This window comes from Micromonospora sp. H61 (genome assembly GCF_018070325.1).
GTDB lineage: Bacteria > Actinomycetota > Actinomycetes > Mycobacteriales > Micromonosporaceae > Micromonospora > Micromonospora salmantinae.
Genome location: NZ_JAGPXY010000011.1, coordinates 91731 through 118349, shown reverse-complemented (window position 1 = coordinate 118349; position 26619 = coordinate 91731). Strand labels below are relative to the sequence as shown.

Annotated in this window: 21 protein-coding genes; 6 read left to right on the top strand and 15 right to left on the bottom strand. The window is 71.7% G+C overall.

All coding sequences use genetic code 11. From position 1 onward, the window contains the following. Window positions 1–253 precede the first annotated feature (253 nt). Together KBX08_RS08660 and KBX08_RS08655 are read right to left on the bottom strand one after the other, a co-directional pair. Window positions 254–1732: a glutamate--cysteine ligase gene (locus KBX08_RS08660; RefSeq protein WP_210782184.1), complete on the bottom strand. Its 1479-nt coding sequence runs from the start codon at window positions 1730–1732 to the stop codon at window positions 254–256. Between the two features lie 313 nt (window positions 1733–2045). After that, a complete protein-coding gene (locus KBX08_RS08655; protein ID WP_210782182.1) occupies window positions 2046–2627 on the bottom strand; it encodes a YceI family protein in 582 nt (193 codons plus the stop codon). A 99-nt stretch (window positions 2628–2726) separates the two neighbouring features. Here KBX08_RS08655 and KBX08_RS08650 point away from each other — a divergent pair, with 99 nt between their 5' ends. After that, window positions 2727–3245, top strand: a complete 519-nt coding sequence (locus KBX08_RS08650) for a MarR family winged helix-turn-helix transcriptional regulator (RefSeq protein ID WP_210782180.1) — start codon at window positions 2727–2729, stop codon at window positions 3243–3245. 228 nt (window positions 3246–3473) lie between these two features. Here KBX08_RS08650 and KBX08_RS08645 read toward each other — a convergent pair whose 3' ends face one another. From KBX08_RS08645 to KBX08_RS08635, 3 genes are all read right to left on the bottom strand, one after another. After that, window positions 3474–6128, bottom strand: coding sequence for a helix-turn-helix domain-containing protein (locus KBX08_RS08645; RefSeq protein ID WP_210782178.1), 2655 nt, complete (start codon window positions 6126–6128; stop codon window positions 3474–3476). Between the two features lie 133 nt (window positions 6129–6261). Beyond that, window positions 6262–7410 carry an acyl-CoA dehydrogenase family protein gene (locus KBX08_RS08640; protein ID WP_210782176.1) on the bottom strand — a complete coding sequence of 383 codons (1149 nt, stop codon included), beginning with the start codon at window positions 7408–7410 and terminating at the stop codon, window positions 6262–6264. A 78-nt stretch (window positions 7411–7488) separates the two neighbouring features. Then, complete coding sequence (locus tag KBX08_RS08635) at window positions 7489–9021, bottom strand: acyl-CoA carboxylase subunit beta (protein WP_210782174.1); 1533 nt, start codon at window positions 9019–9021, stop codon at window positions 7489–7491. A gap of 168 nt (window positions 9022–9189) precedes the next feature. On the opposite strand from KBX08_RS08635, the gene KBX08_RS08630 reads away from it, so the two are divergent. Beyond that, a complete protein-coding gene (locus tag KBX08_RS08630; RefSeq protein WP_210782173.1) occupies window positions 9190–9750 on the top strand; it encodes a snapalysin family zinc-dependent metalloprotease in 561 nt (186 codons plus the stop codon). A gap of 54 nt (window positions 9751–9804) precedes the next feature. Here KBX08_RS08630 and KBX08_RS08625 read toward each other — a convergent pair whose 3' ends face one another. From KBX08_RS08625 to KBX08_RS08605, 5 genes are all read right to left on the bottom strand, one after another. Continuing rightward, on the bottom strand, window positions 9805–10725 hold the full coding sequence (locus KBX08_RS08625) for a hydroxymethylglutaryl-CoA lyase (protein WP_210782170.1): 921 nt from the start codon (window positions 10723–10725) through the stop codon (window positions 9805–9807). 177 nt (window positions 10726–10902) lie between these two features. Further along, window positions 10903–12240 carry an acetyl/propionyl/methylcrotonyl-CoA carboxylase subunit alpha gene (locus KBX08_RS08620; protein WP_210782168.1) on the bottom strand — a complete coding sequence of 446 codons (1338 nt, stop codon included), beginning with the start codon at window positions 12238–12240 and terminating at the stop codon, window positions 10903–10905. Between the two features lie 71 nt (window positions 12241–12311). Then, window positions 12312–12911 carry a TetR/AcrR family transcriptional regulator gene (locus KBX08_RS08615; protein WP_210782166.1) on the bottom strand — a complete coding sequence of 200 codons (600 nt, stop codon included), beginning with the start codon at window positions 12909–12911 and terminating at the stop codon, window positions 12312–12314. Between the two features lie 100 nt (window positions 12912–13011). Then, on the bottom strand, window positions 13012–15894 hold the full coding sequence (locus KBX08_RS08610; RefSeq protein ID WP_210782164.1) for a hypothetical protein: 2883 nt from the start codon (window positions 15892–15894) through the stop codon (window positions 13012–13014). A gap of 2 nt (window positions 15895–15896) precedes the next feature. Further along, on the bottom strand, window positions 15897–17684 hold the full coding sequence (locus tag KBX08_RS08605; RefSeq protein WP_210782162.1) for an HSP90 family protein: 1788 nt from the start codon (window positions 17682–17684) through the stop codon (window positions 15897–15899). A gap of 120 nt (window positions 17685–17804) precedes the next feature. On the opposite strand from KBX08_RS08605, the gene KBX08_RS08600 reads away from it, so the two are divergent. Beyond that, window positions 17805–19028 (top strand): MFS transporter, encoded by a 1224-nt coding sequence (locus KBX08_RS08600; protein ID WP_210782160.1) that lies wholly within the window; start codon window positions 17805–17807, stop codon window positions 19026–19028. Here the strand turns inward: KBX08_RS08600 and KBX08_RS08595 are convergent. Continuing rightward, complete coding sequence (locus tag KBX08_RS08595) at window positions 19025–20173, bottom strand: FAD-dependent oxidoreductase (protein ID WP_210782158.1); 1149 nt, start codon at window positions 20171–20173, stop codon at window positions 19025–19027. The genes KBX08_RS08600 and KBX08_RS08595 overlap by 4 nt on opposite strands. A 105-nt stretch (window positions 20174–20278) precedes the next feature. On the opposite strand from KBX08_RS08595, the gene KBX08_RS08590 reads away from it, so the two are divergent. From KBX08_RS08590 to KBX08_RS08580, 3 genes are all read left to right on the top strand, one after another. Next, window positions 20279–20860 (top strand): TetR family transcriptional regulator, encoded by a 582-nt coding sequence (locus KBX08_RS08590; RefSeq protein WP_210782156.1) that lies wholly within the window; start codon window positions 20279–20281, stop codon window positions 20858–20860. Window positions 20861–20930: 70 nt separating this feature from the next. Further along, window positions 20931–21479, top strand: coding sequence for a SigE family RNA polymerase sigma factor (locus tag KBX08_RS08585; protein ID WP_210782154.1), 549 nt, complete (start codon window positions 20931–20933; stop codon window positions 21477–21479). After that, complete coding sequence (locus KBX08_RS08580) at window positions 21476–22669, top strand: hypothetical protein (RefSeq protein WP_210782152.1); 1194 nt, start codon at window positions 21476–21478, stop codon at window positions 22667–22669. The genes KBX08_RS08585 and KBX08_RS08580 overlap by 4 nt, the downstream gene beginning before the upstream one ends. Window positions 22670–22781: 112 nt before the next feature. Here the strand turns inward: KBX08_RS08580 and KBX08_RS08575 are convergent, their stop codons facing one another. From KBX08_RS08575 to KBX08_RS08560, 4 genes are all read right to left on the bottom strand, one after another. Further along, a complete protein-coding gene (locus KBX08_RS08575) occupies window positions 22782–23684 on the bottom strand; it encodes a sulfurtransferase (RefSeq protein ID WP_210782150.1) in 903 nt (300 codons plus the stop codon). A gap of 96 nt (window positions 23685–23780) precedes the next feature. Continuing rightward, complete coding sequence (locus KBX08_RS08570; RefSeq protein ID WP_210782148.1) at window positions 23781–25163, bottom strand: hypothetical protein; 1383 nt, start codon at window positions 25161–25163, stop codon at window positions 23781–23783. A 129-nt stretch (window positions 25164–25292) separates the two neighbouring features. After that, window positions 25293–25739 (bottom strand): hypothetical protein, encoded by a 447-nt coding sequence (locus tag KBX08_RS08565; protein ID WP_210782146.1) that lies wholly within the window; start codon window positions 25737–25739, stop codon window positions 25293–25295. Window positions 25740–25741: 2 nt separating this feature from the next. Further along, window positions 25742–26509 carry an SGNH/GDSL hydrolase family protein gene (locus KBX08_RS08560; RefSeq protein WP_210782144.1) on the bottom strand — a complete coding sequence of 256 codons (768 nt, stop codon included), beginning with the start codon at window positions 26507–26509 and terminating at the stop codon, window positions 25742–25744. Between the last annotated feature and the right edge of the window lie 110 nt (window positions 26510–26619).

The following is a 26619-nucleotide window of genomic DNA, read 5'->3' as shown; positions in this document are numbered from 1 at the left end:
CCCCGACCTCGCCGATCCGGCCGGTCGACCCACCGAAGCCACACCGGCAGCGGACCTTACCGCCACCAGCCGGCGCACCCGAGCAGCCCGCCGCCCCACCCGCCCCACCCCCGACTAGGTCCACCCCACCCCCAACCCACCCTGGCCCCCCGAACCACCCTCTTGATCATGAAGTTATTGCCACCTCACTCGGCGTGTCATGGCAATAACTTCATGATCAACGCGTTCGGGGTGGGGGTTTGGGTGGGTGGGGTCAGGTGGTTGGCCAGGTGTGGACGGGTTGGTTGGTGCGCTGGAGTTCGGCGTAGCGCTGGACCATGTGGTGTAGCGCGGCCGTCCGGTCCATGCCCTGGTGCCGCTCCGCCGCCCAGACCGCCTCGGTCTGCCAGACGGCGCCGTTGCGGCCGGTACGGCAGCGCTGCTCGATGATGCCGAGCAGCCGGTCCCGCTGCGCCGGGGCGACACCGAAACCGTCCAGGCCGGTGGCGGCGGTGGGCAGCAGCTGGTCCAGGACCAGCTTGGTGACCGGCACGTCGCCGAGCCCGGGCCAGTGCAGCACGGCGTCGAGGCCACGTCGGGCGGCGGCGTGGAAGTTCTCCTCGGCGGAGCTGAAGGTGAGTTGACTCCAGATCGGTCGGTCGGCCTCGGCCAGACCGCGTACCAGCCCGAAGTAGAAGGCCGCGTTGGCCAGCATGTCCACCACGGTCGGACCGGCCGGCAGCACCCGGTTCTCCACCCGCAGGTGGGGACGGTCGTTCATGATGTCGTAGACCGGACGGTTCCAGCGGTAGACGGTGCCGTTGTGCAACCGCAGCTCCCCGAGCTGTGGCACACCACCGGCGTGCAGGACCTCCACCGGGTCCTCGTCCTCGCAGATCGGCAGCAGCGGCGGGAAGTACCGGACGTTCTCCTCGAACAGGTCGAAGATCGAGGTGATCCACCGTTCGCCGAACCACACCCGCGGCCGTACGCCCTGGGCCTTCAGCTCGTCCGGGCGGGTGTCGGTGGCCTGCTGGAACAACGCGATCCGCGTTTCGGCCCACAGTTGGCGGCCGTACAGGAAGGGGCTGTTCGCCCCGACCGCCACCTGCACGCCGGCGATGGCCTGGGACGCGTTCCAGTAGTCGGCGAAGCTGTCCGGGGCGACCTGGAGGTGGAACTGGAGGCTCGTACAGGCGGCCTCGGGGGCGATCGAGTCGGTGTGCGTGCGCAACTGCTCGACGCCGCGAATGTCCAGCTCGATGTCCTCGCCCCGGGCGCCGACGATCTGGTCGTTGAGCACCCGGTAACGCTCGTTGGTGGAGAGGTTGTCCTCGACCAGGTGCCCCTCGGTGAGGGTGGGCAGGATGCCGACCAGGACGATCTTCGCGTCGGACCTGGCGGCACGCTCGTCGGCCCGGGAGAGGCTGCCGCGCAGGTCGTGCTCGTAGTCGGCGAAGCCGGTGCCCTCGATCAGTCGGGGCTCGGCGTTGAGCTCCAGGTTGAACTGCCCCAACTCGGTCTGGAAGAGGGGGTCCGCGATGTCGGCGAGGATCTCCTCGTTGCGCATCGCCGGCTCGGCGGCCGAGTCGACCAGGTTGAGTTCGATCTCCAGGCCGGTCATCGGCCGGTCGGCGTCGAAGCCGAAGTCGTCAAGCATCAGGGCGAAGACGTCCAGGCACCGCCGCACCTTCTGCCGATATCGGACGCGATCATCCCGGGTGAAGGCGCCCTCTGAGACGTCCCTGCCCATGTGTCCTCCCGACGGCCGGCGCGGTCGGGATCATGCCGTCCCGGAAGCGCTTTGTGAAGCATCCACGGTAAGAGCGCCCACCTGACCGGGGCCAGAGGCCGACGGCAGTGATGCGACGTCGACCGGGAGGACGCGCTCGTGGCGCCATCTGTACCCCGTCGTCGACCGACTGGACCCGATTGCGGTGCGAACAACCCGTGACAATTACCACCAGCGGGAACGACGCAGGGCCCGCGCCGACGTGCGGCGCGGGCCCTGCGTACCGGATCGCCGGGAGGATTCCCCCACCTGGCCCTCCGGCGATCCCTGGGGATCAGGCCTGACGGACGGCCTCGCCCTCGATCTCGATCTTGATCTTGCGGCTGACCAGCACGCCCCCGGTCTCCAGGGCGACGTTCCAGGTCAGGCCGAACTCCTCGCGGTCGATCTCGGTGCTCGCGGAGAAGCCGAAGATGTCCTGGCCGAACGGGCTCCGGCCGACACCCTCGAACTCCACCTCCAGCTCGACCGGGCGGGTGACGTCCTTGATGGTCAGCTCACCGGTGAGCACGAACTCGCTGCCGCGACGGGACTTGACCCCGGTGCTGCGGAACTCGAGCGTCGGGAACTTCTCGGCGTCCAGGAACTCGGGGCTGCGCAGGTGAGCGTCCCGGTCGGCCTGGGTGGTGTCGACGCTGGCGGCCTGAATGGTGGCGACGACCGACGACTGCAGCGGGTCCTCGGCGACGGTGATGGTGGCGGTGGCCTCGTTGAACTCACCGCGAACCTTGCTCACCATCATGTGCCGGGCAACGAAGCCGACCCGCTTGTGCGCCACGTCGAGCGCGTAGGTGCCGGCCGCCGGGATGGTGAGGCTGTCCCAGTCGCGGGTAACCGCATCGATGCTGCTGGTCATGGTGCTGTCCTCCAGGAGATTGTTTAGTAGCCCAACGACTGCTTGAGCAACTATAACTGTTGCAACATTCCCCGTGTCAAGCACTGGTATGATGAACGGGTGACCAACGTCTTCGACGATCCCCGGATCACCGCCGTCGGCCTGCTCTTCGAGGCACACGCCGGGCTGTCAGCCCGGTTCAACGCCCAACTCGAGGAACACGGCCTCTCCGCGGTCGAGTTCGAGGTCATCACCCGACTGGCCCGCTCGCCGGGCAACCAACTACGCATGACCGACCTCGCCGCACAGACCTCCCTGTCGACCAGCGGAGTGACCCGGGTGGTCGACCGGATGGAGCGCGACGGGTTGCTCACCCGCCGGGCCTGCCCGAACGACCGACGCAGCTCGTACGCGGTGGTCACCGCCGCCGGGATGCAACGTCTGAACGAGACGCTGCCCGGGCATCTGCAGATGATCGAGCAGTGGTTCACCGGGCAGCTCGACCCCGATGCGCTGGCGGCCCTCCTCGACGGGTTGCGGCGGGTCCGCGACGCCGCGCATCCGTGCGCCACCGCAGGCAGTGACGACGTCAGCCCGGAGCAGGTCGCCGCCACCGACAACGCCACCCGACGGCACTGATCAGCACCCGCCGTCGGGCGGCGGCAGCGGCAGAAAGACCGGCAGAACTGACCCAGCCAAGCTGGAGGATTCGGTCCAAGCCGACTTTCTGCCACCGCATCGGTGGCAGGCTTCCTGCACCGGGGATCACCGGGGGGTGACGGCGCGGGCGATCAGCGAGGGGTAGCACCAAGGGGGCTCTTCGTCCGCGCCACTCTCCCGTCGCGATCGACTCGGAGAAAGCGCAGACTACCGAGCCGGTCCGCCCCGGGCGGCGATCAGCGCGTAGAGCAGGCCCGACTCCTGCGGCAACAGCCGGATGCCGCCCTCCACACAGACCCGGTCCAGTCGATCGAGCACCGACGGGTCCGCGGTGCTCGCAGCCAGCCCGACCAGCGCCTCCACCACGTCGCGGCGATCCTGCCCCGCATGGTCGGCGGCGGCCGCGAACCACTCGGCAGCCAACTCCCGGTCGCCCCGGTGCAGCGCCAGGTTCCCCTCGATCAGCGCACAGAGCCCGGCCTCCGGGCCACCCCAGGCCAGCGCCGCGTCGTCCGAGCGCGGTCGCGGGACGGCCGGCCGCGCCGGCAGGGCCTCCATGCCCCCGGCGCGCAACTCGGTCAGCACCTCGGTCGCCTCCGCGGCCCGCCCATCCTGGGCGAGCGCCAGCCCGACGGTCCCGAGTACCCGACGGCGACGCCCGGGATCACCCAGCTCGGACAGGGCCGCGATCGCCCGCCGGCCACGATCGATGGCGTCCGCGTACCAGCCCTCCAGTCGGGCGACCTCGGCTCGATTGGCCCAGCCCAGCACCCGCAGTCGCTGCTCCCCACTCTCGGCGGCGAGTCGGTCCACCGCGGCGAGCCGGCGGCGGGCCGCAGCCAGATCGCCCGCGCGGATCTCGTGCCAGGCGAGGCTGTTCTGGGCCACCGCCAGGTCCCGGGTCCGCCCGTTGCGGGCTGCCAACCGCAGCAGCGCCTCGGCCTGCTCGCGAGCCTCGTCCTGCCGCCCCACGGAGATCAGCAGGGTGCCGAGCACGTTTCGCGCCTCCAACTCCCCCGTGACGTCGCCGGCCTGCCGGAACGTGTCCAACGCCGCACGGGCCGTCGACAACTCCTCGGCACCCGCGCCGTGCTCCGTCGCCAGCCGGGCGACCCCGAGTGCGGCCCAGCCACGCAGAAGAGGATCGGCGTCGGCGGTCCGCGGGTCCGCCAGCAGCCGCCGCAGCCACTGCCGCCCGGCGACGTCGCGTCCGCGGAACCGCCACCAGCGGGTCAGACAGGCCGCCAGCCGTAGCGCGGTCAACGGGTCGTCGGTAGCCGCGTGGGCCAACGACGAGCTGATGTCACTGCTCATCTCGTCCAGTCGGTGCACCGCGTCAGGTAGCCGTGGGCCGATCAGGTCGCTGGCGGTACGGGCCACCAGGCGCGCGATGACCTCCGCGTGTCGACGCCGGATACAGGTCAGCTCACCTCCACCGGCCGCCTGCTCGACGGCGTAGTCACGGACCGCGTCGAGCAGCCGGAACCGGAACGACCCGGTGCCGCGTACGCTCAGCAGCCCCAACTCGACGAAGCGGTCCAACAGTGGAACCGGGTCGATCGCCACCGCGCCGTCCCGGTCGGCCTCGTCGGCGAGCATCTCCTCGGCCAACTCGACCGACCACCGGTTACCGAAGACGGCCAGCTGCCGCAGCGCGGCCTGCTCGTCCGACGCCAACAGGCGGTAGCTGAACGCCACCGCGTCCCGCAGGGTAACGGCGACCGAGGCCGCCGCACGGGTGTCGGGTCCGCTCGTCCGACTGCCGAGAGCCTCCGGTGCGTCCCAGGCCGGGTGGGCGGACGCGTCGGCGGGAGTGGCCAGGTCGAGCACCCGGTCGCCGTACCGGTCGAGCAGTTCGGTGAGGTCGAGGAGACGGCCCCGGGCGGCCATCAGCTCGATGGCCAACGGCAGCCCGCCCAACCGGCGCACCAACGCGGCGAGCGCGGGCAGCTCGACGGGGGTGGGTGGCTCACGGCGGACCTGGGCGAGCCGGGCGGTGAACAACGCCACCGCCGGCCACGATTCGAGTCCGGAGTGCTCGGCCTCCGGTGGTGGCACGTCGAGCGGCGCGACCGGCCAGACCCGCTCGCCTGGCAACCCGACCGGGTGTCGCCCGGTGACCAGCACCCGCAGCGAGGGCAGCGCGCCGAGCAACCGGTGCACTGTCGCGGCCACCGGGCCCGGGGCGCGCTCCACCGCGTCCATCACCAGCAGCGTCGGCCGCCCGGCGAGCAACGCCACGAGTTCGGGCAGGCGCGCCACGCCGAGCACTGACATCGATGCGGCGAGCACGTCCGGACCGTCCGCGCCCTCGCCCACCAGCACCCCGGCGACACCGGCCGGGTGGGCGGCGGCCACCAGGTGCGCCACCGACGTCGCCAGGGCGGTCTTGCCGACGCCGGCCAACCCGACGAGGCTCACCAACCGGGGCCCTCGCTCCGCGGTCAGCATCCCGGCCAGCTCGGTGAGGTCGCGCTCCCGGCCGATCAACGCGACCGGCGGCGGGAGCGCGACCGAAGGGTCGGCGGGTGCGGCCGCCGACGTGGCGTTGCCGCCGACCGCGAACGCCGTCGAGGTGGCGTCCGGCGAGGCCGCTTCGGCACCGGCACCGCGGGCCGCGGCCAGGAACACCGCCCGGCTGGTGCCGGTCAGCGCCAGCGCCCCGGCGAGCAGCTCGACAGTGGTGCGTTGTGGGCGGATCGACCGGCCACGCTCCAGGTCACGCACCGTCCGCACACCCACCCCGGCCCGGGACGCCAGCTCGGCCTGGGTGAGGCCGGCGGCGCGTCGATGCCCGCGGAGCAGCTCCGGCAGAGTGGTACGTCCGGCCGGGCTCCGCGACCAGTCATGATCCGGAGTCATGGGCACGAAGAGTACGGATGGACTCCGACCGTCGGCAGTCGAACGTCGGGCTACTGACGCCCGCTCGCCGAAACCCGACAGCCGTACGGACAGTCCGTCCGGGACGACCGGCCGATCAGTTCGGCTGGGCCACTCAGAGGCCCAGATCCCGAGCGATGATCATGCGCTGCACCTCACTCGTGCCCTCGCCGATCTCCAGGATCTTGGAGTCTCGCCAGAACCGGGCCACCGGGTACTCGTTCATGAAGCCGTACCCGCCGTGGATCTGGGTGGCCTCCCGGGCGTTGTCCACAGCGATCGTGCTGGCGTGCAGTTTGGCGATGGCCGCCTGCCGCTTGAACGGCTCACCGGCCAGCATCCGTGCGGCGGCGTCGTAGTACGCCAGGCGAGCGGTGTGTGCCTTCAGCTCCATGTCGGCGATCTTGAACTGGATGGCCTGGTTGGCGCCGATCGGCTGACCGAAGGCGTGCCGCTCCTTCGCGTACTTGATCGACTCGTCGACACAGCCCTGCGCGAGGCCGACGGCGAGCGCGGCGATGGCGATCCGGCCCTCGTCGAGGATCCGCAGGAACTGCGCGAAACCCCGACCCCGGGCGCCCAGCAGGTTGGCGGCCGGCACCCGGCAGTCGTCGAAGGTCAGCTCGTGGGTGTCCGAGGCGGTCCAGCCCACCTTGGAATATCCGGGCGCGACGGCGAACCCGGGCGTGCCGGTCGGCACGATGATCGCCGACAACTCCTTGGAGCCGTCCGGGTTCGTGCCGGTCACCGCTGTGACAGTGACCATGGCCGTGATGTCGGTCCCCGAGTTGGTGATGAACGCCTTCGACCCGTTGATCACCCACTCGTCGCCGTCCAGCACCGCCCGGGTCTGCGTGCCGGCGGCGTCCGAGCCGGTGCCCGGCTCGGTGAGACCGAAGCCGGCCAGCGCCTCGCCGCTGAGCAGCCGGGGCAGCCAGGTCGCCTTCTGCTCCTCGGTGCCGAAGCGGTAGATCGGCATCGCGCCCAGTGAGACCGCCGCCTCCAACGTGATGGCCACGCTGGAATCGACCCGGGCCAACTCCTCCAGGGCCAGGCAGAGCGCGAAGTAGTCGCCGCCCATGCCGCCGTGCTCCTCGGCGAAGGGCAGACCGAACAGGCCCATCTTGCCCATCTGCCGGATCACCTCGTAGGGGAAGGTGTGCTGCTCGTAGTGCTCGGCGATGACCGGGGCGATCACCTCGCGGGCGAATTCCCGCACGCTCTCGCGCAGCGCCGCTTGTTCGTCGGTGAGCCGGAAGTCCATCTCATCCTCCTGTAAGGACGGTCCGCCTCGGCGCTCGTGACGCCGGGGGCGGGTCGCTGTGCGGGCCTGAGCCGATGATCAGACCGGGGTGACGCCGTGCCGACGGCGGGAGAAGTGCCGATCCTTGGTACGCGCCGCCGCGAATCGACGGACCAGCTCGGTGCGCAGGTCGTGCGGCTCGACGATGGCGTCCACCACCAGCTCGCTGGCCAGCCGGACGACGTCGATGTCCTGCTCGTACTCGGCCCGCTTGGCGGCGACGAAGGCCGCCCGCTCGTCCTCGTCCGCAATGGCGGCGATCTTGTTGGCGTAGACCGCGTTCACGGCAGCCTCGGCGCCCATCACGGCGATCTTCGCGGTCGGCAGTGCGATCGTCGCGTCCGGCTCGAACCCGGGGCCGGCCATCGCGTAGAGACCGGCGCCGTACGCCTTGCGGACCACGACGCAGATCTTCGGCACTGTCGCCTCGGAGATCGCGGTGATCATCTTGGCGCCGTGCCGGATGATGCCCTGCTTCTCCACGGCGCTGCCGACCATGAAGCCGGGCACGTCGCTGAGGAACAGCAGCGGCACGTTGAACGCGTCGCAGAGCTGCACGAACCGGGTGGCCTTGTCGGCCGAGTCGACGAAGAGCACGCCGCCCTTGAACATCGAGTTGTTGCCGACCACGCCGACGACCTGACCGTCGAGACGGCCGAAGCCGATGGTCAACTCCTTGGCCCAGAGCGCCTGGATCTCGAAGAAGGAACCCTCGTCGAGCAGGCCCTTGACGTACCGCCGCATGTCGAACGCCTGCCGCTCACTGGCCGGCACCAGTGCGGCCAGGTCGGCCTTCGCGGGCGCGGCGACCGCCGGTGCGGTCGGCGGCCCCTGCGTCCAGTTCGCCGGCAGGTACGACAGGTAGGTCTTCACGACGTCGAGCGCGTCGGCCTCGGTCTTGCAGAGGAAGTGCCCCACGCCGGATTCGGCGGTGTGCACCTTCGCCCCGCCCATCGCCTCCAGGGTGGTCTTCTCGCCGGTGACCATCTCGACCATCCGGTCGGAGCCGAGGTACATGCTGGCGTTGCCGTCGACCAGCGCCACCACGTCGCAGAACGCCGGGATGTACGCCCCACCGGCGGCGCTCGGGCCGAACAGCGCACAGACCTGCGGGATCGAGCCCGAGGCGCGGACCTGGTTCCAGAAGATCTTGCCGGCGCCACGCCGGCCGGGGAAGAGATCGACCTGGTCGGTGATCCGGGCGCCGGCCGAGTCGACGAGGTAGACCATCGGCACGCCGGCGCCGTACGCCCGCTCGATGATCCTGATGATCTTCTCGACGGTGCGGGCGCCCCAGCTGCCGGCCTTGACTGTGGAGTCGTTGGCCATCAGGCAGACCTGTCGGCCGTCGATGGTGGCGGTGCCGGTCACCACGCCGTCGGCGGGCAGCCCCTCGGCCATCGTGTTGGCGTAGAGGCCGTCCTCGACGAACGAGCCCTCGTCGACCAGGAGCGCGACCCGTTCACGGGCGAAGAGCTTGCCCTTGGCCGCGTTGGCCGCGTGGTACTTGTCCGCGCCGCCGGACCGGGCCCGCTTGCGCAGCTGCTCCAGTGCCTCACCGTCGAGCGTCACGCCGACTCCTCCGCCATACTGACCTGAACGATCGTTAGGCTAGCGCATTGGTGCGGCTGCCGGCGACCTACGAGCGAACCAGACAGTGAAGCCGAGAGCAAGACATTGAAAAACGTGAATACATATCGCTAGGCTCCTGGCACCCCTCTTCCCAGATCGGAGTCAGCGATGACCTCACGACTCAATCGGCTCGCCGTCGCGTTGCTCGCGACGACACTCGCCACCCTCGGCATCACGGTCGCCAACCCGTCGCCCGCGTCCGCCGCCATGACCATCTGCTACAACACCAGCCAGGCCGGAAGCTACGCCAGCGTCGCCAACCAGGCCGCCTCGATCTGGAACAACGCCACAGTCAACCTGACGCTCTCCGCCAACTGCGGCTCCAACCTGCGCATCTACCGGATCACCGGCGGCGGCTCGTACGCCGTGCGGACCAGCCTCGGCAACGGCCGGGTCTACATCGACACCCAGCAGGCCGCCCAGTACAGCGTGCTGCGGATCATGACCCATGAGATCGGGCACATCCTCGGCCTGCCGGACAACTACAACGGAAACTGCGCGCTGCTGATGTCCGGCGGCAGCGCCGGCACCAGCTGCACCAACGCCTACCCGAGCACCGCCGAGGCGAACCGGGTCAGCAACCTCTTCGCCGGCACGTTCAGCGCCACCGACCGCAGCGCGGACATCTTCCGCGACAGCTGGCCGGGCGCGCTCACCTCAGTGAGCTGATCGACCTGGCACGTGGAAGGGGCCGGCGGGTGCGCCGGCCCCTTCGTCGCGTCCTCAGCTCGGCAGCGGCGTCAGCCGGGTACGCGGACCGGCCCGCAGCACACCGGACGGCAGCTTCTTGCCGAGCAACTCCTCGGCCAACTCCGCCACCTCGATGAGCGCCGGCAGGTCGATGCCGGTGTCGATACCCATGTCGTGCAGCATGTGCACGGCCTCCTCGGTGGCCAGGTTGCCGCTCGCTCCCGGCGCGTACGGGCAGCCACCGAGGCCACCGACGCTGGCGTCGAACTCGGTCACCCCCAGCTCCAACGCGGTCAGCAGGTTGGCCAGCGCCGTACCCCGGGTGTTGTGGAAGTGCAGCAGGACCGGCACGTGCGCGTTGCTGTCGCGTACCGCGGTCAGCAGCTCGCGGACCCGACGTGGGGTGCCCATGCCGGTGGTGTCGCCGAAGGCGACCCGGTCCGCGCCGTCGCGGACGACCCGGTCCACGATCGCGGCCACCCGCTGCGGGTCGATGTCCCCCTCGTACGGGCAGCCGAAGCTGGTCGCCACGATCACCTCGACCCGCGCCGACGCACCGTGCAGCAGGTCGATCAGCTCGGCGATGTCGTCCAGCGACTCGTCGGTGGACCGGTTGACGTTGCGCCGGTTGTGGGTGTCGCTGGCCGAGACCACCACCTCGATCTCGGTGAATCCGGCGGCGAGGGCCCGCTGGGCGCCCCGGGTGTTCGGCACCAGCGCGGAGTACCGCACTCCGTCGGCCTTCACCGCCCGCTGCCACACCTCGTCGGCGTCGGCCATCTGCGGGATCGCCCTGGGGTGCACGAACGACACCGCCTCGATTCGGCGTACGCCGGTGCCGGAGAGAGCGTCGAGCAGCCGCACCTTGGCGTCGGTCGGGATCGGGTCCTCGTTCTGCAACCCGTCCCGCGGCCCAACCTCACGAATGGAGACGGAATCTGGCAATTGACTCATCGGTCACCTCGCTGTGACGTCGGATCGGGACAGCATGTCGGCCGCTTTGCTCTGCTGCCCTATATGCGACGGTAACTGTCCGTCACCGGACAACCGCTGGCGCGTATAGGTAAGCAGAGCAAAGGGCGCGCGAACCAGTCTTGCCTCGCCGCCGAACGACTGTCGACGGCTGGCCGGTCAGCGCATGCGGGAGACGATTCCCGTGTCGTAGGCGCCGGAGAGGAACTCGTCGTTGGTCAGCAGCTCGGCGAAGAAGGGGACGTTGTTCTTCGGACCCTCGATCTGGAAGGCGGCGACGGCTGCCTTTGCGCGATCGAGCGCCTCGTCGCGGGTCGCGCCGCTGACGATCAGCTTGGCCAGCAGGCTGTCGTAGAACGGGGTGACGGTGTTGCCCTCGGTGTAGCCGGAGTCCACCCGGACGCCCTCGCCCGTCGGCTCCACCCACGTCCTGATCACACCCGGGCCGGGCAGGAAGCGCTTCGGGTCCTCCGCGTTGATCCGCATCTCGACGGCGTGGCCACGTGGGGTCAACGCGTCCGGGTCGAACGTCGGCGCCAACCCGGAGGCCACCCGCAACTGCTCCTCGACCAGGTCGATGCCGTAGACGTACTCGGTCACCGGGTGCTCCACCTGCAACCGCGTGTTCATCTCCAGAAAGAAGAACTCGCCGGTGGCTGCGTCGAGCAGACACTCCACGGTGCCGGCGTTGCGATAGCCGACCGCCTCGCCGGCCCGCACCGCCGCCGCCAGGAGCCGGGATCGCAGCTCCGGCGAGACCGCCGGCGACGGGGACTCCTCGACCAGCTTCTGGTTGCGCCGCTGCACCGAGCACTCCCGCTCGCCGAGCGCCACCACCCGGCCGTCGGCCAGGCCGAGGATCTGCACCTCGACGTGCCGTACCCGGGGAAAGTACCGCTCGATCAACACCGAACCGTCGCCGAACATCCGCTCGGCGAACGCGCGCACCTTGTCGTACTCGGTGCGCAGCGCGGCCTCGTCGACCGCCACGCCCATGCCCATGCCGCCACCGCCGGCGGCGGCCTTGACCATCACCGGGTAGCCGATCTCGGCCGCGGCCGTCACGGCGGCGTCCAGGTCGGCGGCCGGGTCGGTGGTGCCGGGCGCGACCGGAACACCGGCCGCCGCCATCAGGTTCCGGGCGTTGATCTTGTCGCCCATCGCGGTGATCGCGTCCGCGTCGGGTCCGACCCAGATCAGGCCGCTCGCCTCGACGGTACGGGCGAACTCGGCGTTCTCCGACAGGAAGCCGTACCCGGGGTGGATGGCCTGCGCACCAGTCGACTTCGCGGCGGCGAGGATCGCCTCGGTGTTGCGGTAGCTCAGCGCCGGGTTCGGTGGGCCGATGAGGACCGCCTCGTCCGCCTCCGCGACGAACGGCAGGTCGGCGTCGGCCTCCGAGTGCACAGCGATCACGCGGATGCCGAGCCGCTTCGCGGTCCGGATGATCCGGCGGGCGATCTCGCCCCGATTGGCGACCAGCAGTGACTCGATCATGTTTCCTCCCGGCGTCCGGATGGTGGGACGATGTCAGGGAATCATGACCGGCACGGTTCTGACGAGTCGGCTCAGGCGAGCAGCGCGGCCAGCGTCGCGCCGCGCAGCAGCTCGGCACGGCGTCGCCGGTCCACCTCACCGCCGAGGAACGGCGTCGAGTTCATCAGGCCGAACGCGGCGTGCGCGAGCACCCGCGCCTCACCGTCGGGCATCCCCGGGTGCAGCGCGGTGAGCACTGTCACCCACTCCTCGACGTACATCCGCTGCAGGCGACGAATCCGGCGCCGCGGCTCCTCGGGCAGGCGGTCCAGCTCGTGCAGGTGCAACGCGATCACCGCCGGGTTGGCCAGCGCGAACTCGACGTGGAAGTCGATCAGCGACTCCAGCACGCCGCGCGGGTCGTCCGAACGCCCGGCGGCGCGTTCCCGCCCACCGGCCAGCAACCCCTCACTGACCGGAATCAGCGCGGCGGCCAGCATGGCTTCCTTGCCGGCGAAGTGGTGGTAGAGCGCCGGACCGGTGACCCCGGCGGCCGCGCCGATGTCGTCCATCGACACGCCGTGATAACCACGCGCCGCGAACAGACCTACCGCGATCTCCAGGATCTCGTCCTTGCGGGACCTGCGCCGGCCCGCACCCGCCGCACCCCGTGCCTGCTGCTCCACCGTCACCGGGCAAGCCTAGACCGCGAGGAGCCCACGATGGTTGCCGGTCAGTTCCGTCCGCCCCGGGCCCGGCCGCCCCTGACCTGGCCAGGGGCGGCCACCGAGGTCAGTCGTCCTCGTCCAGGTCGTGCTCCGCGCGCAGCGCTGCGGCTTCCGCGGGCCGATCGAGCAGATCCAGCGCCCGCGCCAGCAGCCAGGCCGTCTGGCGGACCTGCCGCGACGCGGCCGGCAACCCACCGAGTACGCGGCGCAGCAGCGGCTCCGCCTCGGCCGGCCGGTCCAGGCGCAGCAGCAACTCACCGATCAGGGCCTCCACCTGGGCGGCCTCGCCGAACGCCTCGATCGAGCGCAACCGGTCCGGCACTCCGGTGAGCCGGCCCAGGGCCTCGTCCAGTCGCTCCTCCCCGGTGAGCACCCGCGCTCCGGCCTCGGCCGCCATCGCCAGCTCGTACAGCACCGGCGGTTCGGCCTGCCCGGCCAGCTTCGCCGCCAACCCGTCCACCACCTCGACGGCGCGCGACGCCGCGTCCCGGTCGTCGGCCCAGAACCAGGCGTACGTCTCCCGCCGGCGAGCACGCAGCTCGTCCAGCGGCAGGTCACCGAGCCGGTACGCCTCAGCCGCGGCGGCGAACCGCTCGCCCGCCGCCGCGTCCCGGTCGGCGTCGTAGAGGATCCCGCCGGCCTCCTCCAGCACCTGTGCCCGGTGCGGGAGGTTGTCCGGTCCGTCCAGATTGCTGGCCAACTGCTCCAACAGGGCCAACGCGGGATCGATCTCACCAAGTCCGGCGTAGACGCCGGCCAGCAGGTGCCGACAGCGGTCGGCCTCCGCCTGGGCGCCGAGCCGATCCAGGCCGAGCACGGCCTCCTCGGCGACCTCGGCGGCCTCGGCGAGCCGGCCCACCATCCGGTACGCGTTGGCCAGCTCCCACCGCAGGAACGCGTCCCCCTCGGCGCCCCGCTCCACGCACAGCGTCACCGCCTCGACGAAGTCGTCCACCGCGTCCGGTGCCCGGCCGGCCGACAGCAACGCCCTGGCACGGGTGACGCGGACCGGCAGCTCCGCGTCCGCCAGTGCCGCCTCCAACGCCTCGTCGCAGGCGGCCACGGCGTCCGCCGGGTCGTCGACCAGCCTGGCGTACGCCAGGCAGGCGCCCGTGACCACCTCGCCGACACCCAACTCACGGCCGCTCCGGCGTGCCTCGTCGACGGCGGCGCGGGCCTCGTCGACGCGGTCCAACTGCTCCAGCAGGTGCCCCCGGTGCAGTGCGATCCGGGCCGCCAGGTGCCGATCGCCGCCCGCGTCGGCCGGTACCCGGTCGAGCGCGGCGAGCGCGTCCGCCCAACGCTCTCGGTGCAGCAGCACCAACGCCACCCGGTCGTGTCCGGCCGCCCGCTGCTGGGCGTCGCCGAGCCGGTCCAGGACGTCGGCCGCCTCCCGGACCAGCAGCAGGCCCTCCTCGGTGTCCTCGTCGGACCGGGTCAACAACACGCCGAGCCGCCCGGCGACCGTCTGGGCGGCCACCTCGTCGTCCGCCTCCCGGTACAGCTCCAACGCCGCCCGATTCAGCGTGATCGCACCATCGATGTCGTCCTCGTCGCCACGCTCCGACGCCCGTAGCGCCAACCGGTGCGCGGACGTGCGGGCTGGCAGCTCGGCGGAGCCGAACCGGTCGTCGAAGGCGACGAGTGCCGCGCGGAAGGTGGCCCGGTCGTGCCGGCCCCAGCTCTGCTCGGCGAGGTCCAGCAGATCGTCCGGGCCGGCGTCGGCGGGCACGGTCACGGCGGGTCGTTCACCCTTACCGCTTCGCCCTCGCTCGGCGCGCTCGGTGGACGACGCTGGTGCGCCGGGCTCCTCCCCGACCGGACGGGTCGGGCGGGCCGGGCGGCGGCGGACGCTCGCGGACAGCGGCACATGCTCCCCGCTCGCCTGCACGGCCAGCCGACTGGCGATCCACTCCGATTGGTGGCTCGTGCCGTTACGGGCGTCGAAGCGGGCGGCCAGACCGGTCGCGGTCTCGGCCAGCTCGTCCGCCAACGACGCCGCCGACACCTCGGCGGCCGGCCGGCCCTCGGCGGCCCGGCGGTACACGGTCGACGGGCCGGCCTGACGCAGCGCGGCGGAAGCCGCCGCCGCGAAGTGCATGGCGGCGGCCGGCGACGGCGGCCGGTCCAGCCAGTCCAGGTGCCGCTCGACCAGCTCGAGAGCCCGTGCCTCGTTGCCGGTCAGCGTGCTGAACTCGACGTGGTCCGCGATGTCCCACAGGTTGGCGAGGTTGCCGCGCAGCCGGCGGTACGCCTCCCGGTGCGCGTCCCGCGCCTCCTCGGTCCGCCCGGTCCGCAGGTACGGCAGGAGCAGCGCGGTGAGGATCGACTGCGGCTGCTCGTTGCAGTTGAGCCGGCCGGCGAGCACCGGCTCGGCCAGCTCCACCGCCGCCACGTCCCGCCCGGTGTCGGCGAGGTAGCCCACCTGGCTCGTGGGGTCGCAACCGGCGCAGTCGGACAGGCCGTCGCGCGGGGTGGTCTGCCAGAGCCGGTACCAGTGCGCCGCTGCCTCGACGTCGCCCACGTGGTCGGCGACCCGGAACCGGTGCTTGTGCACGGCCTGCAGGCTGTGCCCGCCGGCCCGGTAGCGGCGTTCCATGTCGTCCAGCACGGCGTACGTGCGGTCGAGCGGCACCTCCGGGAAGTTCAGCAGGCCGTTGATCATGTACTTGAAGTGCCAGAGCAGGTTGTGCAGGTGACGCTGGTGGTACGGCTGCGGGTCACTGTCGAACTCGGACAGGCACCAGGAGAAGGTCACGAAGGACTTGGCCGGCTCACCGCCGTAGATGTAGCCGGTGGTGGCCTGCATCCGGGTGACGAACGCAAGGTGCCGATCGTCGGCGGCGTCCACCCGACGCAGCAGCTGCTCCAGCGCGGCGATCTGCCCCGCCCCGTACGGCATGTCGGCGATGCCGCGCAGCACCCGCCACAGATCCTCGTCGCTCATGCTCACTCCCGTCCCGGGACAGCCCGGCCGAGCAGGCCGAGGAAGGAATCGTTCAGCAACGCCGCGTCGGCGGCGCGGATCGGATGGTGGCCGAGCAGCAGCGCCTGCCCGTACAGCGCCTCGATGGCCAGACCGACCAGCTCCGGGTCGCTCAGCATGGTCACCCGTCGTACCAGCGGGTTGCGGTGGTTGAGTACCAACTGCGGACGGTCCGGCGGGGCGGTTGCGGCGAGCGCGTCGAGCACTCCACCCCACAGTTCGTCGGCCCGGTCCCGGCTGGCGGCGAGCTGGTCGTTGAACGCCGCCGACCGGCTGACCAGGTAGAGCGCGGGCAGCGATACCGGGTCGTACGCCCGGATGACCACCTCGCAGCCGGAACGCTCGACGGCCCGCTGCGCTGCCGTGAGGAACTGTCGCAGCGCCAACTCCACCTGCGGGTCGAGCGCGTCGAACCGGGTGGTGAGGTCGCTCGGCTCCAGCCGCTCGATGAGCACCGAGCGGTCCACCACCGGCAGCCGCTCGATCAGCTCGGTGTCGTACGTGTAGCCGGCGTTGACCACCGCCAGGTCCTGCGCGGCGGCGACCGCGGCCAGCTGACGGAACTCGTCAAGGCTCGCCGCGTAGCGGACCACGCCGTAGCGCTCCCGGAACTCGGCGAGGGTGAGCGTGCCGACGTTGGTGTCCATGGGCCACCACCTGTCGACCAGCCGGAGCATCTCGTCGTCGTGCAGCGCCAGGGCCTTCACGCCGAGGTGGTGCACCTGGAGGAACTCGGCCAGCCGGTGCGGGTCGTGCCGGGCCAACCGGACCAGCCAGCCGCGCACCTGGTCGCCGAGCGCCTCCCGGGTCGCCGTCAGCAGGGTGTCCTCGTAGAGGGCCTCCCGGCTGGCGGTCGGGCGCAGCTCGGTCGCGTCCACCACGCAGTGCGCGAAGAACGCCCACTCCGGCAGCAGCCCGTCGGCGTTCTCGGTGAGCAGCATCCGCTTGAGGTAGACGCGGTGCCCGGCCCGGGCCGCCGGGTTCACCGGCGTCGGCAGGATGACGGCGACACCGGTCAGCCCGGCCTCCGGCACGGCCAGCGGCAGGACGTCGAACGGGTCCACGCCGAGCGTCTCCCGGGCGTACCGGATCAGCGCCGCGCGGTCCAGTGGCGCACCCGGCGTGGTCGGCCAGGGCGGTTCCCCGGTGGTGGTGACGACGTCGCCGACGCGGACGGTGACCGGCAGCAGCGCGCCGAAGAGCCGGGCCAGGTCGGTGACGGTCGCCGTGCTGAACCACTGGTCCGCGTCGCGGCGGGGCACCAGCGTGACGGTGGTGCCCGGCTCGGCGCGGGCGGCCTCCGGCGGGGCCACCGTCACCGCGTAGCGGCCGTCGGCGTACCCGGTCCAGCGAACCGTGGGGTTGTCGCCGTGCCGGGTGAGCACCTGGATCTCGTCGGCCACCAGGAAGCAGGACAGCAGACCGATGCCGAACTGGCCGAGGAACTCGTGCCGGGAGAAACCAAGCTCGTCGCGCTTCGAGCTGCGGCCGATGGTGGCAAGCAGCTCGTGCACCTGCGCCTCGGTCAGGCCGATGCCGGTGTCGTGCACCCGTAGCGTGCCGTCGCCGGTGCTGTCCGGGGGTTCGATGCGTACCAGCGCCGGCGCGTCCGGCTCGGTCCTGCGTCGGGCGGTGATCGCGTCCACCGCGTTCTGGAGCAGCTCGCGGACGTAGACCCGCGGGCTGCCGTAGAGGTGATGACTGAGCAGGTCAACCACGCCACGTAGGTCGACCTGGAAAGTGTGGTCCACGCCTGTTGTCTCCCCGGTCCCGATGCCGGCGCTCACCGTACCCATGATCACCGACAGGTGCGGTCCCCTTTTGCCCGGCGGCTTGACCCTCGACCCGGTCGAACCGGCACGGTCGCCGGCATGACTTCCTCCGCTCTGGGCCGGGACTTCCGGCTCCTGTGGTCCGCGGCCGTCTCGTCCCGGTTCGGGGACGCGCTGCGTACCCCGGCACTGGCCCTGTTGGCCGCGACGGTGACCCGCGATCCGCGGATCATCGCGGCGGTCACCGTGGCCGGGCAGTTGCCGCCGCTGCTCTTCGGCCTGCTCGGCGGCGTGTACGCGGACCGCTGGGACCGTCGTCGGACGATGGCGCTGGTCGACGGGGTACGCGCGGCCGTGGTGGCGGCGCTGGCAGTGGTGGTCGCGCTCAACCGGGTCAGTGTGCTGGTGCTGCTGGTGGCGGCGTTCCTGCTCGCCACGTTGGGCACTCTCTTCGACTCCGCGTCGTTCGCGCTGCTCCCCGCGTTGGTGCCGGCGGACGCGCTGCCCCGGGCGAACGGCCGGCTCCAGGCGGGGTCGGCGGTGGCCGGTGGATTCCTCGGAGCGCCCGCCGCCGGTGTCCTGTTCGCCGTCGCCCCGGCCCTCCCGTTCGCCCTCGACGCCGTCACCTTCGGGGCGGCCGCCCTGCTCGTGCTGGCCCTCAGTCCGCCTCCCGCCATCACTCCGGCGACGGCGCGGCGGCGCGGCTCGGTGTGGAGCGAGATCGTCGAGGGTCTGCGTTGGCTGCGGGCGCACCGGACGCTGTGGCGGGTCACGCTGCTCACCGCCGCGAGCAACCTGGCGATCAGCGGAATCATGGCGGTGCTGGTGCTCTACGCGTTGGACGTGCTCCGGGTGCCGCCGGCCGGGTACGGGCTGTTCGCCGCCGCCGCCATCGTCGGGGGCGTGGCGGGGGCGCTCGGGGCGGGGCGGCTGGCCGCCCGGCTCGGCACGGTGCCGGCGCTGCGTGCGGTGCTGGCCGTGGAGACCATGGCGCTGACCGGCTTCGCGCTGGCTCGGCATCCGGTGTCGGGCGGGATCGCGCTGGCCGTCTTCGCCGCCGGCACCGTGGCATGGAACAGCCTGTGGGCGTCGTACGGGCAGCGGCAGGTGCCGAGCGACCTGCTGGGCCGGGTCGGCGCGGCCCAGCGGATGGTCGGTCTGCTCACCGCACCGCTCGGGGCGGCGCTCGCCGGGTTGGCCGCCGCGGCGTACGGCACGGTGCCGGTGGCGGGCGCGGCGGCGGGGACGTTCGCGCTGGTCACCGTCGCCGCGTGGCGGACACTGCGACCGGCCGCGTCCGCTGTGTCGAGCCGCGCGGGCTAGCCCGGCGTCCGCTCCCGGTGCGACAGACCGGACAGCCGCAGCGCGATGCGTCGGCGGGCCGGTGGGACGGCACCGAGCAGCCGGAGCAGCACGTCCCGGGCGGGCCGACGAGCCGGGGAGACGCCGGCCATCCTGGTCAGCCCGGCGGCGAAGCTCAGCACGTCCTCGGCCATCGGCCGCTGCCGGGCGGTGTAGTCGTCGAGCAGCGTCTCCGGGCCGCCGTCGAGCACGTCCGCCACTGCGGTGCCGAGCGCGACAGCGTCGCAGATGCCGAGGTTCATGCCCTGCCCACCGGCCGGGCTGTGCACGTGCCCGGCGTCGCCGGCCAGCAGCACCGGCCCGGCCCGGAAGGTGTCGGCGATCCGGTGGTGCACCCGGAACCGGGAACCCCAGAGCACCTCGGTCACCCGGTCGGGTCGTCGCGCCGGGCCGCGCTCGTCGAGCAGCGCCTGGAGGTAGGCCGCATCCGGTTCGGCCGGGGCGGTGGCCACGGCGGCGACCAACCGGACCACCCCACCGGGCAGTGGCGCCCAGACCAGCGGCCCGGGGCGGGCGAGGAAGAGCGCCGCCTCGTCGCGGGGCAGCACGCTGCGCACCCGCACGTCGGCGAGCACGAAGGACTCCTCGTCGCTGCTGCCGGTGAAGCCGATCCCGGCCAACTGCCGGACCGTGCTGTGCAGGCCGTCCGCACCGACCACGAACCGGGCCCGCAGCGCCTCGTCGTCGACCTGCGCGAGCATGCCGTCACCGGTGCGGCTCAGCCCGGTGAGCTGGCACGGCCGTCGTACCTGGACACCGAGTTCGGCCAACTTCTCGGTGAGCACGGCCTCGGTGACCGCCTGCGAGACCAGCAGCGCGTAGGGGAAGCGGGACGGCAACTCGTGGAACGGCACCGACAGCAGCACCCGGTCCCGGTCGCGCACCGTGAAACGCGGCGTCCGCACCGCCTGGGCGATCAGCGGCGCCGCGGCGTCGATCCGGTCCAGCACCTCCAGGGTGTACGCGTGCACGACGGCGGCGCGGGAGGTCGTCGGCGGCGCGGCCATCCGGTCCAGCACTGTCACCTCGACCCCGCGCCGGGCCAGCGTCAACGCGGTGGCGAGACCGGTGGGGCCGGCACCCACGACCAGGACGTCGGTGCTCATGGTCACCTCCAGAAACCGTTGCCAACAGCCGTTGGCAAACATGTGTTGGCAACGCTAGGGCCCGCCCGATTGCGTGTCAACACATGTTGGCCTACGGTCGTTGGCATGACGCCGTCCGCGCAGTCGACCCAGCCCCGCCGCTCCGACGCCACCCGGGCGGCGATCCTGCAAGCGGCCCGGGAACGGTTCGCGGCGGACGGCTACGAGCGCGCCACGATCCGGGCCATCGCCGCCGACGCCCAGATCGACCCGTCGATGGTCATGCGCTACTACGGCAGCAAGGAGGGGCTCTTCGCGGCGGCGGCCGAGTTCGACCTACGTCTGCCCGACCTGACCTCGGTGCCGCCCGCTCGACTCGGCGAGGTGCTGGTCCGGCACTTCCTCGCCCGCTGGGAGGGCGACGAGACCCTGGTGGCGCTGCTGCGGGCCGCCAGCACCAACCCCGGCGCGGCCGAACGCATGCGCGGCATCTTCGCCGACCAGCTCACCGCCGCCGTGGCCACGTTCGGCAGCGACCCGGCGCTGACCGCCCGACGGGCCGGCCTGGTGGCCAGTCAGATACTCGGCCTCGCCTTCACCCGGTACATCGTTCGCCTGCCGCCCATGGTGGACACCACGCCGGAAGAGCTGGTCGCCTGGATCGCGCCGACTCTCCAGCGCTACCTGACCGGAACGCCACCGAGCTGACCCAACCTTTTCCCACCTCCCGTGCGTCTGCCAGATGACGCGTACAGCGCGACGGCCGGGAGGGGGGCGGATGGCGCCGACGAAGGACGACGGACGCGACGGCTACCTCGCCTTCGTGGAGAACCACCAGCACCGGCTGCTCCGGGCGGCCTACCTGATCTGCGGCAACCGGCATCAGGCCGAAGACCTCCTCCAGGACGCGCTGCTCAAGCTGGCGCTGCGCTGGTCCTCGGTCCGCGACGGCGACCCCTCCGCGTACGTGCGCGCCATCCTCTACCGCGACTCGGTGTCGTGGTGGCGTCGCCGGCGCCGGGAATGGCTCAGCGCCGCGCCGCCGGACCAGGTGGCCCACGACCGTGACGGCGCGTTACGGCTGACGATGCACGACGCGCTGGGCCTGCTGCCACCGCGGCAGCGGGCCGTGCTGGTGTTGCGCTACTACGAGGACCTGACCGAGGTCGCCACCGCCGAGGCGCTCGGGGTGACAGTCGGCACCGTGAAGAGCCAGTGCCACGCGGCGCTGCGCCGACTCCGCGAGGTGGCCCCGGACCTCGCCCGCGATGCCCGACCGAGCCGAGGCTCGGCCGATCTGGCCAGCGGCCTGGAGGTGAACCCGTGAACGAGCAGGATCTGCGCCGACTGCTGACCGTCAGCGTCGAGGACGTGCTCCCCAGCCAGCCGGCCGCCGCCGGATGGGAGCGGGCTCGGCGTACCCGGCGTACCCGGCGGTCCGTCGCAGTGGTCGCCCTGGCCGTGGTGCTGGTCGGTGGTGGCACCGTGGCGGCGCTGCGACCGCCCGCCGACCCGGCGCCGGTCCCTCCGGTCGGCCCCACGCTCACCCCGACCGTCGACCCGTCCCACGCGGGGCCGGTCCAGAAACCGCCCGCCGAGCTGACCTTCCCGCCCGATCCGTTGGCCAAGCTCGGCGACCCGGCGACAGTGCCGCTCTCCGAGCGACCGGTCCAGCAGGCACTGGCGCTGTTCCAGCCGGTGGACGAGGAGTACCACGCGAACGGCCCGATCCGGGTGCTCGGCAACGACGGCGTGGTGCGCAGCCTCGACGTGGTGACGCTGGCACCGACCCGGGACGAGGGCGGCAACGAGGCGCCCGCACTGAAGCCGGGGGTACTGTCGCCGGACGGCCGGTCGGCAGCGTTCGCGCAGACCAAAGAGCTGATCATGATCGACCTCACCACGGCTGCCGTCCGCCGGATACCGCTCGACGGCTACCTGGAGCAGGTGGTGTGGGCGCACGACCGGGTGCTGGTCGGGGGCGACGACCGGACGTACGCGGTGGACCGGGTCACCGGGGCGGCCAGCACGATCGACGTGTCGACCTGGGAGTTGATCGCACCCGACCCGGCCGCCGGCCGCGAGGCCCCCTTGATCGACATGTATGGCGAGGGGGCCGGCCTGAAGCTACGCACCCGGACCGCCCGGGAGGGCGAAATCCGCTCCGAACAGCCGATCAACCGCTCGGCGCTGCCATCGCCCTACCAGGTCAACGAGTTCTACGGCCGGGGCTGGCTGCACGGCGAACGACTGGCCCGAGCAGCCTGGATCATCAGCAGCGAGATCGACGGCGCCGAGGGGGCGGCCGTGCTGGACGCGCGCACCGGCGCCGTGCTCCACCTGCTCGACCTGGGCAGGGATCGCAGCAAGGGCTGCTGTGTCGTACTGGGCTGGGACAACAAGGGCGCGGTGCTGCTCCGGCTGGAACCGGCCGCCCTGGCGCGCTGGCACCCGGAGACCGGCGAGATCACCGGCATCGTCCGCGACCTGCGCGGCGTGTTCGCACTCGCCAGCTGACAAGGGTCGCGTCGCCTCGTCGTGATCGACTCGGGCTCGTAGATGTCGCGGTGTCCGAGCGAGCGGGACAGCCCGACGTCAGGAAACCCGAGTCGATCACACGACGACCTGGTCAGACGGCCAGGCCGCCGGGCTGGTCGCCCTTGACGACTGGTGCCCGGACCAGGTTGCCCCACTCGGTCCACGACCCGTCGTAGTTGCGCACCTGCGGGTAGCCCAACAGGTGCCGCAGCACGAACCAGGTGTGGCTGGACCGCTCGCCGATCCGGCAGTACGCGATCACGTCGTCGTCCGGGCTCAGCCCGAGATGGTCGGCGTAGATCGCCTTCAGCTCGTCGGCCGACTTGAACGTGCCGTCCTCGTTGGCGGCGGACTTCCACGGCTTGCTGACCGCCCCCGGGATGTGTCCACCACGCAGCGCGCCCTCCTGCGGGTAGTCCGGCATGTGCAGCATCTCGCCGGTGTACTCACCCGGCGACCGGACGTCGACAAGTGGTCGGCCGGCGGCGACGTGCGCCATGACCTGCTCACGGAAGGCCCGCAGCGGCGCGTCGTCGCGCAGCGGCACCGGATAGTCGGCGCGCGGGCGAGACGGCTTGTCGCGGGTCACCTCGCGTCCCTCGGCGATCCACTTTTGCCGGCCGCCGTCGAGCAGTCGCACATCGGCGTGGCCGAAGAGCGTGAAGACCCAGAGGGCGTACGCGGCCCACCAGTTGAAGTTGTCGCCGTAGAAGACGACAGTGTCACCCCGGCCGATGCCCTTCGCGGCACACATCTCGGCGAAGCTCTTGGCGTCCAGGTAGTCCCGGGTCACCTGATCGTTCAGCTCCAGGTGCCAGTCGACCTTGACCGCACCGGGAATGTGACCGGATTCGTAGAGCAGCACGTCCTCGTCGGACTCGACGACGACGAGGCCCTCGTCGCCCAGATGCTCGGCCAGCCACTCGGTGGTGACCAACCGCTGCGGGTCCGCGTACGACTGGAGGCGGGGATCGGGATCGTTCGGCACAGACATGATCCCCAAGGTACGCCGGATCGCCCTCCGCGACCGCTGTAACTGGACCGGCCCACCACCCGCACGGGATGGTGGGCCGGTCGGCCGGGCGGCGGATTACCGGTCGCCGGCCTGAGCCGGGCTGCCGGCCGGGTTGCTCGGCGGCAGGTTGCCGACGAAGAAGATGAAGGACGTCGAACCCGACTGGGTGCCGTTCCGGTCGATGCTCCAGACGGTGAGCATGGTCAGCCCGGCCTTGGTCGGAGTCCAGGTCACCGATCCGGTGCCGTCGGCCGCCGCGGCCACGGTGCTGGTCACCGTGTTGAAGCTGTAGCGGTAGCTGACCACGTCAGGCTGGCGCGGGGTGAAGGTGAAGACACCGGGCACACCCGGCCCCCCACTGGTGCCGCCCTGCCGATAGACCGTCGCGGTTATCTTCGGGGCGGTGGACAGCGCGAAGGTGCTCGCCGTGGTGGCGGTCACGCCATCGGCGGTAACGCTGGTCACGGAGAGCGTCCGGTTGCCGCCCCGGGTCGCGGTGACGGTCAGCGTGGCGGTGCCGTCGGCCGCCGCCTCCACCGTCTGCTCAGGGTCGCCGTCCAGGTGGAACCGGTAGCGGACCACACCCGCCATCTGCGGCTGCACGGTGAACGTGGTCGGCACGCCGATCTCGGTGAGTCTGCCGGTGATGATCGGCGCGACGTCGCTGGCCCGGAATTCGTACCGCGCCTCGGGCGACCTGTTCCCGGCCGCGTCCAGGCTCCACACCACGAGAGTGTTGGGCCCCGCATCCGGGCGGAGCGTGACAGTGGCCGAGCCGCCGGGCTGGTCCGCCGACACCGCGTGGACGCCGTCGCCGCCGAGCAGTCCGTACCGGAAGCCGACCGCGTCCGGCGTCGCCGCCGCGTCGAAGGTGAACTGACCCGACAGCGCCGGGTGCCAGCCCTCGACCGGGAAGTCGGTGGAGGTGACGACCGGCGCTACCTCCGGGCCCTGGAAGTCGGTCCGGAGGTAGCAGAGGCCACTCCACTCGCCGGTCGCCTGGCTGTCCGCCGCCCGGACCTGCCATGCGTACAACCGGTCGTGGGTGAGCGTTTCCCGCTCGAAGAGGCCGCTCTCCCGATCGCCTTCCCGACCGTTGTACCCGAATCGCTCGATCCGAGCCGTCGGCTCGTCGACCGGCCAGAGCGCGAAGGTCGCGGTCAACCGGTCGGCACCACCGTTCTCGTCGACGTCCGGGTCGTGCAGGACGGCGGAGAGCGCCAGGTCGTCGTTCTGCCACAACTGGTACGGCTCGGCCGTCGTGCACGGCTCGTCGGAGGTTCGCAGCTCGGTCGGCACACCCGGCGGCTGGTTGTCGTCGACGGAGAGCGCCTCGTTCGCCGCGGCCGGCGCGGTCGTGAGCGTGAGCGCCCCGGCGGCGACCGCAACGGAAAGCCCCATGGCCAGCAGTGCCCGGACCGGTCTTGCGGATGTCGTCGTGCCAGGTATGAGGGTCATCCCTCATCCACCTTTCCCCGAGGTCCCCGCCTTCCGATCAGCGGGGGCAGCGGATGCTATCGAGGACGGCGGACATCGGGCGACCCCGATTCAATCGGCCCGTTCCACAGTGGAGAGATCCCGACCTGTTCAGGCGCGACGATGGACGATCCGACCGGCGACCACTGTCACCAGGCAGGCCCCGTCGACGCCGTGCACCGCGAGATCGGCCCGCCCGGCCGACCGCAGGGTCGGCGCCACGGCGGTGGTCAGCACCAGCAGGTCGCCGCGCTCGGCGGCGGCCCGCAGGGCGGGGTCGGTCAGGTGTTCCGCCAATACCGCCGTCACCCCGGTACGCAGCAGCGCGTGCACCCGCTCACGTGGGGTCGGCGCGGGCGGCAGCGGACCGTCGTGCAGCAGACCCGGCCCCAGCGTGCCGGGCCAGCGGCGAACCCGGGCGTTGGCGTACGCCGAACTCAGCTCGGCCAGCGGGCCGACGGCCTCGATCCGGTCGCCACTGACCAGTACGGCGTGGTCGGGCAACGACTCGCCGTCCCGGTCGCGGCGCAGCAGGGCCGCCGTGTGCAGAGTGAGCATGCTCAGTCGACGAGCGGGCCGAGTTGCGGGCGCTTCGCCGTCACCGTGTCGCCGGACGACCGGCCGGTCAACCGCCGCTTCACCCAGGGGGCGAGGTACCGACCGGCCCACCGCAGGTCGGAAGCGCGGGCGGCAAGCCACGGCGACGGCGCCGGGTGCGGCGGAACCATCAGCCACTCCTCGTCGCAACCGACCCCGAGGGCGTTCAACACCTGCCCAGCGACCCGTCGATGCCCGGCCGGGGAGAGGTGCAGCCGATCGGTGCTCCAGAGCATGGGGTTGAGGAACGTGTCGTCGGCGTACAGGTCGACCATGATGGCGCCGTGCCGCTCGGCGGTCTCGCCGACCGCCTGGTTGAGCAACTGCACCCGGGGGGCGACGAGGCGTTGGCCGGGCAGTCGGGCCATCACGTCCGCGAACCGGAAGAGGAGCACGTCCGCGCCGCCCGAGCGCAGTTGCCGGACCACCTCGTCGAAGCGGGCGACAAGCGTGTCCGGGTCGAAGGTGCGCCGCAGCACGTCGTTGCCACCGGCCGCGAAACTGATCAGATCCGGCTTCATCGCCACGGCGGAGGGCACCTGCTCGGCGACCACGCTGGGGAAGAGCCGGCCCCGGATGGCCAGGTTCGCGTACCGGAAGTCGGGCCCCGCGTCGGCGGCGAGCCGGGTCGCCACCAGGTCCGCCCAGCCCCGGTAGGTGCCGTTCGGGTACGCATCGTCCATACCCTCGGTGAAGCTGTCCCCGACCGCGACAAAACTGCCCCAGCGCACCCGCGCCTCCCTCACGCCGCTCGTTGCCTGCGGCGACCAGTCTGTCACCGCAGCAACGCCCGGCACCGCCCCGAATCCACTACGTGTCGGAGGTCATGGGGCAAGCGTCG